Below are 9,303 nucleotides of genomic sequence, written 5' to 3'. Positions count from 1 at the left end.
TCTTTTCGATCAAGGCCATCGGGCTTGCCCGGACGCAGGTGCTCTCCCAGACCCAGCCGATCTGGTCTGCGATTCTTGCGGTGCTCATCATCGGAGAGCAGATCACGGTGGGCACGGCGGCGGGAACGATGGGCATCGTGGCGGGCACGGCGCTTCTGGTCGGTGAGCGGGAAGAGGGCGGCGGGCGGATGCGGCCGATCGTCTGGATCATCCCGCTGGTCTCGGCGGTGGCGTTTTCCTTTGCGCCCACCCTGCGCAAGCTGGGCTTCGCCTACATCCCCTCGGCGACGCTCGCCCTGGGGGTGGCCAATTTGGTGGCGGGCGTTTTGCAGCTGGGGTTTGCCCCGGTTCTCGAGCGCGGCAGGCTCGGCAAGGGGTGGAGTCGGCGCGGCGTCCGCGCGGCGCTTCTGGGGGGCGTGCTCAATTCCATATCGGCGCTTTGCTTCTGGGTGGCGATCAAGAACGGCAACCTGGTGGAAGTTGTGCCCATCCGGCGGCTTTCGGTGCTTCTGGTCATTCTGCTCAGCTGGCTTTTTTTCCGGCGGCTCGAGCGCGTGACGCTCCGCGTCGTCATCGGCGCCCTGCTTTCCCTCGGCGGGGGGCTGGTCATCGTGTGGAGTGGCAACTGATTCCCTGGAAGTCCCGCCTCGCCTCTGATAGAGTGGCCGGTAATTCTCCTCCATATTTCTTGAAAGGGATCTGTCATGTCTGAAGCCGATATTTCCTTGCGCGATGCCATGTACAGCCAGCGCGCCATCCGCAAGTTCACCGGCGCACCGGTGAGCGACGAAGACGTTCAGGCGCTTCTCGATGCCGCCGTCCGTGCGCCCAGCGGGGGTAACCGCCAGCCCTGGCACTTTGTCGTGCTGCGCGATCGGGAGAAAAAGGCCGCCGTTCGCGCGTACTACGCCCGCTCCTGGTTCGACTACAAGGCGCACGTCGCCGAGCAGGCGAAGACGATCCCCGAGGCGGCCGCCGCCATTGAGCGGTGGAAGAAAAATCCCGCGGGCGATCACTTCGCCGAGCACCTCGAAGACATTCCCGTCCTCATCATCCCCTGCCTCAACATGAAGGTGGTCTCCTTCGGCGATACGGATGGAAGACCACCTACCGTGATGGGGATGAACAGCGTTTATGCATCCATCTACCCGGCGGTGCAGAATCTTCTCCTGACCGCCCTGGCGCGGGGGCTCGGGGCCGTGCTGACGACGCTGCACTGCCGCTATGAGGATGAAGTGAAGAAGGCGCTCGGAATTCCCGCTTACATCCGGACGGCCTGTCTCATCCCCATCGGGCACCCGGCCGCGAAATACGGGCCGACGGCCCGGGTGCCCGCGGCTGGGCGCACCCACCTGGACGGCTGGGACGACTCAAAGGGATGAAGAAAGGACGGAGCCGCGATTGACCGCTCCGGCCTTCTTTTGCGAAACTGGCTGTCTTCTCCCGGAAGAAAGCCCAAGAGCATGTGTTTGTGTGCGGCGGCGGGGTTTTGCCGGAACGGTCATTGAGGAGAGACGATGAAAGTACTGCAAATTCATCCCGAGCGCTGCACCGGCTGCCTGCGGTGCGAGATCGCCTGCTCCTACGAGCAGACTGGAACTTTCCAGCCCTCGAAGTCGGTGATCCGGGTGTCGGCGTTCGAGGGGCACACCAGCTATGCGCCCTACACCTGCCCGCAGTGCGATGAGGCCTGGTGCCTCACGGCCTGCCCGGTCGAGGCCATCGGTATCTCCACCGCCGGGGCCAAGGAAGTCGAAAACGATAGCTGCGTGGGGTGCAAGCTCTGCACCATCGCCTGCCCCTACGGGACCATGTTCTACGACGCGGACACCCACAAGGTGATCAAATGTGACCTGTGCGGCGGAAAGCCCGCCTGCGTGAGCGTCTGCCCGACCGACGCCATCCTTTACACCGAAGCGGCGTCCGCCGACTGGCTGGCCGGGTTCGCCTCCGAGAGAAGCCGCACGGGCGCGGGCCCGCTCGCGGCGGTGGGAGGATAGGCCATGGCGGCGAAACGGCATGTCATCGTGGGCGGCGGAACCGCCGGCTGGAACGCCATCACCACCATCCGCGAGATCGACGGCGGCGCATCGGAGATCGTACTCGTCTCGCGCGAGACCCCCTATGCCCGGATGGTGCTTCCCTACTACCTCGCGGGGGAGATCGGCGAGTCCCAGGTCTACACGGCCACCGCGGCGCGCCTCGCGGAGCTGAAGGTCGAAGCGCGCATCGGAAAATCCGCCGCCCGGCTCGACACGGGCGCCAAGAAGCTTCATCTCGATGACGGTGAGGAACTCGATTACGACACCCTCTTGATCGCGACGGGCTCCTCCCCGGTGCGCGCTCCGATTCCCGGGGCGGACGGCGATCGGGTGCACAGCTTCTGGACGCTCGATCAGGCGAAAGCGGTTGTCGCCGGGCTGGCCCCGCGCGCGCGCGTCACGATGGTCGGGGCGGGATTCATCTCCTTCACCATTTTGAACGCCCTGGTGCGGCAGGGAGTCCAGCTCACCATCCTGGAGATCGCCCCCCGCATCCTTCCGCGCATGGTGGATGCGCAGGGCGCGGCCCTCGTTGAAAAATGGCTGACCGATGAGGGGGTGGCTGTTCACGCGGGCGCCGAGGTGACTGCGATTGAAGACGCGGGCGGCGCCAAGGTGGTAAAGATGAAGGGGCAGAGCGGCATCCCGGCCGATCTCGTCATCATGGCGACCGGCATCCGGCCCAATCTCGAATGGCTCGAGGGCTCGGGGGTCGAGGTGCAAGACGGGGTGGTGGTGGACGACCATCTCCGCGCGAGCGCGCCGGATGTCTACGCTGCCGGCGATATTGCCGAGGGGAAAGATCTCGTGACCGGCGGGGCGGCCGTTCACGCCATCGAGCCCACCGCCATGCAGCACGGCCGCGTCGCGGGCGCCAACATGGCGGGCCAGGATGCGGCCTACGGCGGCAGCCTTCTCATGAACATCGTGGATGTGCTCGATCTGGAGATCGCCAGCTTCGGCAGCTGGGAGGATTCGGGCGCCGAGGTGATCGAAGGCGTTCAGGCGGATCGGCCCGCCTACCGGAAGCTGCTCTTCCGGGGTGGCCGCCTGACGGGCGCCATCATTCTCGGAAAATCCGGCGACATCTGGACCACGAACGATGTGGGCATGCTCAAGGGGTTGGTGCAGACCGGCCGGGACATCTCGGAGTGGAAGGATCACCTTCGGGAGAATCCCTTCCATGTGAAATCGGCTTTCGTCGCGTCGGGCACGGTGGGAGATCTCCTGCCCCGGACACTCCTGGGCCGTCCCTCGATGCCCGAGCGCGAGATCAACGTTTCGTAGAGAGGAGCATGAAGCCTTGACCGACACCACTTGCTACGCATACGCCGGAGAGATTCTCCGGGTGGATCTCTCGAGTGGAAAAATCTGGGGGGAGGCCTTCTCTCCCGAGGATCGCCGCAAGTGGGTCGGCGGCGCGGGCCTCGGCGCCAAGATTCTCTGGGAAGAAGTGCCCGCCGAGGCCGGATGGGATCATCCCGACAACCGGCTTGTTCTGGCGACCGGGCCCCTGGCCGGGCTTCCGGTCTGGGGGACGGGCGGGCTGACCGTCGTCACCCGCGGCGCGATGACGAACGGGGGGACGAACACCCAGGCGAACGGCTTTTTCGGCGCGAACCTCAAGCTCTGCGGCTATGACGCCATTGTCTTTCAGGGGCAGGCGCCCGACTGGGTCTATCTCCATATCCAGGATGGCAAGGTTGATCTCAAGGACGCCTCCGCCCTGCTCGGCAAGGACACCTGGGAAACTCAACAGGCGCTCGAGGGCATCCTCCAGCGGAGTGGCCACAACCTGAGCGTCTACAGCATCGGCCCCGCCGGGGAGAATCTCGTGCGCTTTGCGGCGATCCAGGGCGACTACGGCCATGTGGCGAGCAAGAACGGCTGCGGCGCCGTGATGGGGAAGAAAAAGGTGAAGGCGGTCGCCATCGAGCGCGGCGGCCGGGCCCTGTCGGCGGCGCACCCGCGGGCGCTCTTCACGGCGGCGGACGATATCGCCCACTCCCTCCAGACGGACCCGACCACCAAGGGCCTCTACCAGTACGGCACCCTGGGCGGGGTCTCCGGCCTCTTTAGCATGGGGGCGCTTCCCATCCGAAACTACACCACGAACGCCTGGCCCGAGGATGTGGACAAGGAGAAATGGCAGGCGAAAAGCCTGCGCGCGGGCTTCGATCACCGCGGGCACCAGTGCAGCGCCTGCGGGATGCACCACTGCCACATGCAGGTGATCGGTTCGGGGCCCCACAAGGGCGAGGTGGTGGATGAGCCCGAATACGAAGGCTGGTCGGGCGCCGGCTGGACGATCGGCTGCACCGAGCCGGCGGATGTCAGTTGGCTCAACACCCAGATTGATCGGGCCTGCGTGGATGTGAACGAATTCGGCTGGCTGTGCGGCTGGGTGATGGAATGCATCGAGAAAGAATACATCACCGAGAAGGACCTCGGCTTCCGGCTCGAGTGGGGGGACGTCGAGGGGGCGAACCGCCTTCTCCAGATGCTCAGCCGGCGGGAGGGGCTGGGAGATCTTCTGGCCGAGGGGGTGAAGCGGGCCAGCGAGAAATTCGGCGGCCCGGCGGCCGATTGCGCCATCTACGCCGGAAACGGCAACTCCCCGCGCGGCCACGATCACCGCTCCCGCTGGGAGGAGATGATCGACACCTGCGTGGCCAGCTCGGGCACGCTGGAAACCGGCCCGGCCGCCTTCCAGACGGAGATGGGCATGCCTGCCCGCATCGATCCGCAGGACCCCGAAATGGTCCCCAAGCAGGTGGGCACCCTCCGCGGAAGGCGCCACTTCGAGGACTCCCTCGGCGCCTGCTCCTTCACCACCCGCGCCCCGATGGACATCCTCTGCCGCTCGGTGGAGGCGGCCACGGGCTGGGACTACCGCAGCGATGAAGCCATCCGCCACGGAAGAAGGGTGGGCGCCATGTTCCGTGCCTTCAGCCTCCGCTGCGGCATCGGGCCCGAGATGGAGAAGCCCTCGTTGCGCTACAGCTCGACTCCGGTGGATGGCCCGGTCGCCGGGCTGTCTATTCTCGATCACTGGGACAAGATGCTCGACATCTGGTATGAGACGGTCGGCTACGATCGCAAGAGCGGAAGGCCTCTGCCCGAGACGCTGCGCGCACTCGAGCTGGAGGAGCTGCTCGAGCCGCTTTGGGGCGCCGAAGCCTCCCGTACCTGACGGTTTGTCATGAGCAGCGATAAGCCCACCATTCACTTCGAGCTCATCGCCTGGGCGACGGTCTTCGTCGGCGGGGATGGCAGCGAGCGCAAGGAGTTCGAAGAGCCGCTCCTGCCGGGCGATACTGTCCGCACCGTCCTCAAGCGGCTGAGCGTCCGTTTTCCCGATCTCGATAAAGCGCTCTGGGATCGGGGCTCCGGCGAGCTGGGCGAGCACATCGAGATTGCCGTCAACGACGCCGTCCTGGGCATCCGCCACAACCTGAATTCCGAAGCGAAGGACGGCGACACGATTATTCTCATGGGACAATACATGGGCGGCTGAGGCCGATCCGGCCGGAAGAGGAGATGCGCACAAATGGGCGTTCTGGATGCGATGCGGCTCGACGGAGCGGCTGCTTTTGTGACGGGGGCGAGCCGGGGGCTGGGCCGCGCGGCGGCGGTCGCCCTGGCCGAGGCGGGGGCGGATCTCGCGCTGGCCGCGACGAATGAAGAAAAACTCGAAGAGGTTGCCGGAGAGATCCGCGCGCTGGGAAGACGGGCGGCCGTCTGTCCCCTCGATCTGAAGTCTCCCGCCGCGGTCCGGGAGGCGGTAGACCGGGCGGCGGTCGAGCTCGGCCGCCTCGACATTGCGGTAAATGCGGCGGGGATCTGTCATCGCGTTCCGACCATCGAGATGTCCGATGAGGCGATGATGGAAACGTTCGAGATCAATGTCTATGGAACCATGTACGTCTGCCGCGCGGCGGCGGCCCACATGCAGAAAGGGGAGGTGCAGAAATCGGGCGGTGGGCGGATCGTCAATTTCGGTTCGGTCGCGGGCGTGCGCGGGCGGACGGATCTTTCGATCTACGGGGCGAGCAAGGCGGCGGTGATGAACCTGACGAAATCGCTCGCGCTCGATTGGGCGCCGCTCGGCATCCGGGCGAACTGCATCGCCCCGGGGCAATTCGACACCGACATGGGCTGGCCCTTGCGGGAAGACCCCGCGCTCAAGAAAAAATTTCTCGAACGCGTCCCCCTGCGCGTCATCGCGAAGCCCGAGGAGATCGGCGCCCTCACGGTGTATCTCTCCTCGAACGCCTCCGCGTTCATGACGGGTTCCGTCATCCTGCTCGACGGGGGGATCAGTCTGCTCTGACGCGGGGGGATTTTCTCTAGCGGGGGCGGGTGTTCAATTCTTTCAGAAAAGCCTTATCGTGCGAAAATGCCGCGCACTTGCTCCGAATCGGAAGAGCCTTGAAAAACATTGTCGCATGTATGCCGGGTCAGGCCAAGGCGCGTGGACACTGTATCGCCCGCCCGTTCGTCCGGGGCGAATGAATTGACGGAAGCAGCGGGCTTTGTTAGCGTCCGGCCACGTCCTTGGAGCGGCTCTCGGCCCTCCGGTCCTGCCCATTTCCGTTGTCTTGCGCCGTCATACGGAGGTTCACCGGGATGGCATCCGCACTCGAAAATGTCGATCGCGAAATATTCGACGCCATGGAAAACGAAATAAAACGACAGGCCGATGAGCTTGAGCTGATCGCCTCGGAGAATTACGTCAGCACCGCCGTCATGGAAGCGGCGGGCGGCGTCATGACGAACAAATACGCCGAGGGCCTTCCCGGAAAACGCTATTACGGCGGCTGCGCGTTCGTGGATGTGGCCGAGACGCTGGCCATCGAGCGGGCCAAGGCCCTCTTCGGGATGGATCATGCCTGCGTTCAGCCCCACAGCGGCGCCCAGGCGAATGCGGCGGTCTACTTCGGCCTCCTCGAGCCGGGGGACACCATCCTGGGGATGAACCTCTCCCACGGCGGGCATCTCACCCACGGCCATCCGGTGACGTTTTCGGGCAGGTGGTTCAAGGTGGCCGCCTACGGCGTCGATCCCGAAAACCATGTCATCGATTTCGAGGAAGTGGAAAAGCAGGCCAAGGAGCACCGGCCCAAGATCATCATTGTGGGTGCCAGCGCCTATCCGCGGCAGATCGACTACAAGCGCTTCCGCGAGATCGCAGACGAGGTCGGCGCGGTCGTCATGGCCGATATCGCCCACATCGCGGGCCTCATCGTCGCGGGCGAGCACCCGAATCCGGCCGGGCATGCCCAGATCGTCACCACCACCACCCACAAGACCTTGCGCGGCCCGCGCGGCGGGATGATTCTCTGCGATGCGGACTACGCCGCCGAGATGAACAAGGCCATCTTTCCCGGGATGCAGGGCGGCCCCCTCATGCACATCATTGCGGCCAAGGCCGTGGCCTTCCATGAAGCCGCAACCCCGGAATTTAACGACTACGCCGCACAGATCGTGAAGAACGCCAAGGCGCTGGCCGGCGCCCTTTTGAAGCGGGGCTACCGGCTCGTCTCCGGCGGAACGGACAACCATCTCATTTTAATGGATCTCAGAGAGGCTGGCTTCAGCGGCAAAAAGGCCGAGACCGCCCTCGGGCAGGCAGGGCTCACCGTCAACAAGAACGCGATTCCCTTCGATACCCGCAAACCCACCCTCACCAGCGGGGTCCGCATCGGCACCCCCGCCCTCACCTCGCGCAAGATGAAAGAGGCCGAGATGGAGACGGTTGGCGGCTGGATGGCGGATGTGCTCGATGACATCGAGAACGAGGCGCGCCTCGCTTCGATCCGCGATGACGTGCGGTCGCTCTGCGCGAAATTCCCGATGGGACCGGGGGGCGCGCGCCCGGAGTGAGGTTTATTTCCGGCGCGCCGGCCGGATGAACCAGATCAGCGCGGCCAGCTGGAAGGCGATCATGAGACCGATGGCGGCCGGATAGGCCCGCGGGTCATACCCGCCCCCGGGCGCGGGAGGCCAGAGGTCGATTATTGCGCCCATCGCGTATTGTGCGGAGAAGGAAGCCGCGAAAAGAAAGAAATTGAGCGTTGTATTGACTCTGCCCGCCAGATGCGGCGGAAATATCCCCGAGAGAATGGGATAACCCACCACCGCCGATGTCCCGGCGAAGCCGAAGATCGCCCAGGTCAGATACGTCCACCGGGTAAATCCGAAACAAAAAAGAAGCTGCATGATCAAAAAGACGGCAGTGCCGGCCGCCACCACCGTGGTTTCTGCGATGCCCCTTTCCCGCAGTGCGTCCGTGAGCCAGCCGAAAATAAAAAACCCCGCCGTCATCGCAGCCGCAACGACAAGAAGATGGGTGGCGACGGCACTTCTTGAAACATGGGCGATATCGCGGAGCCAGGCCCCCGCCCAAAGGCCCTGCAGCGAGAGGAAGGCGGCGAAGGTCAGCGATACGAGCGGCGTGTACCGCCAGAAATCACGGCTGCAAAGAATTTGTCTGGTGCCGGCCAGCTGCTCCGAGAAGCTCTCCCCGGAGCTGTTCTGCTCTTCTTTCGGGGCAAAGATAAATATCGAAAGCGCGACCAGCACCGTGAGGGCTCCGAGGAAGTAAAACACACCCCGCCAGCTCATCACCTGAAGCATCGCCGCGACGGGAGAGGTCGAGGCCAGGGCGCCGATTCCGCCGAAGGTGAGCGTGATTCCGCCCATCCGGGCGAGTTTTTCTTTCGGAAACCAGATGGTATTGGCTTTGTAGGCCGACATCAGCGCGCTGGAGAAGCCCAGGCCGATGAGTGCCCTGCCGAGTACGAGGGCAAAAAGACTTTCTCCTGATCCGAAGATGTAGGCGCCGATGGCGGCGGTGAAGAGCAGGGCGGTTCCGATCCGGCGCGGTCCGTACCTGTCGAGAAGCATTCCAAGTGGAAACTGGAACGAGCCGAATGTGAGGAAGTACACGCTTGTCAGGAGGCCGAGATCGGTGGCGGAGACGCCGAGTTCTCGAACGAGATCGGGCGCGATGACGGCGTTGACCGAACGGAAGAGAAACGAAAAAAAGTACCCGAACCCGAACGGCAGGAAGATGCGCAGGGTGGTCGCCCTGGATAGGTGGCTGTCCGCTGAAGACAATTTCACCTCGGCTGGGTTTCCGTTCCGGCATGCGCCGGCCGGAAAATTACCCCTCGAAGGGCGCGATCTCCGCTTTCGTGCCGCCCGCTTTTTCCAGCTGGTGGACGGCGGCGGTGATCCGGGCGTCCGAGAAGGGGGG

9 protein-coding genes are annotated in these 9,303 nt (G+C 64.5%); 8 read left to right on the top strand and 1 reads right to left on the bottom strand.

The features are described from left to right. The 8 genes from O2807_07290 to O2807_07255 all read left to right on the top strand — a co-directional run. The coding region (locus tag O2807_07290) for an EamA family transporter (GenBank protein MDA1000306.1) at positions 1-629 on the top strand (629 nt) is incomplete at its 5' end. Between the two features lie 75 nt (positions 630-704). Continuing rightward, positions 705-1,382 (top strand): nitroreductase family protein, encoded by a 678-nt coding sequence (locus O2807_07285; protein MDA1000305.1) that lies wholly within the window; start codon positions 705-707, stop codon positions 1,380-1,382. Positions 1,383-1,517: 135 nt separating this feature from the next. Continuing rightward, positions 1,518-2,000 carry a 4Fe-4S dicluster domain-containing protein gene (locus O2807_07280; protein MDA1000304.1) on the top strand — a complete coding sequence of 161 codons (483 nt, stop codon included), beginning with the start codon at positions 1,518-1,520 and terminating at the stop codon, positions 1,998-2,000. Between the two features lie 3 nt (positions 2,001-2,003). Further along, a complete protein-coding gene (locus tag O2807_07275) occupies positions 2,004-3,329 on the top strand; it encodes an FAD-dependent oxidoreductase (protein MDA1000303.1) in 1,326 nt (441 codons plus the stop codon). A 16-nt stretch (positions 3,330-3,345) separates the two neighbouring features. Then, entirely contained in the window at positions 3,346-5,235 is a 1,890-nt protein-coding gene (locus tag O2807_07270; protein ID MDA1000302.1) for a hypothetical protein, read from the top strand. A gap of 9 nt (positions 5,236-5,244) precedes the next feature. Next, positions 5,245-5,559: a MoaD/ThiS family protein gene (locus tag O2807_07265; GenBank protein MDA1000301.1), complete on the top strand. Its 315-nt coding sequence runs from the start codon at positions 5,245-5,247 to the stop codon at positions 5,557-5,559. 33 nt (positions 5,560-5,592) lie between these two features. Next, on the top strand, positions 5,593-6,375 hold the full coding sequence (locus O2807_07260) for an SDR family NAD(P)-dependent oxidoreductase (GenBank protein ID MDA1000300.1): 783 nt from the start codon (positions 5,593-5,595) through the stop codon (positions 6,373-6,375). Between the two features lie 296 nt (positions 6,376-6,671). Further along, the gene (locus tag O2807_07255) at positions 6,672-7,928 is read left to right on the top strand and encodes a serine hydroxymethyltransferase (protein MDA1000299.1); all 1,257 of its coding nucleotides are present in this window, start codon (positions 6,672-6,674) and stop codon (positions 7,926-7,928) included. A gap of 3 nt (positions 7,929-7,931) precedes the next feature. On the opposite strand, the gene O2807_07250 is transcribed toward O2807_07255, so the two are convergent. Continuing rightward, positions 7,932-9,170, bottom strand: a complete 1,239-nt coding sequence (locus O2807_07250) for an MFS transporter (protein MDA1000298.1) — start codon at positions 9,168-9,170, stop codon at positions 7,932-7,934. Positions 9,171-9,303 lie beyond the last annotated feature (133 nt).

It is taken from the genome of bacterium (assembly GCA_027622355.1).
Taxonomy (GTDB): domain Bacteria; phylum UBA8248; class UBA8248; order UBA8248; family UBA8248; genus JAQBZT01.
The sequence above is the reverse complement of the archived record's forward strand: the minus strand, read 5'-3'. Positions and strand labels throughout refer to the sequence as shown.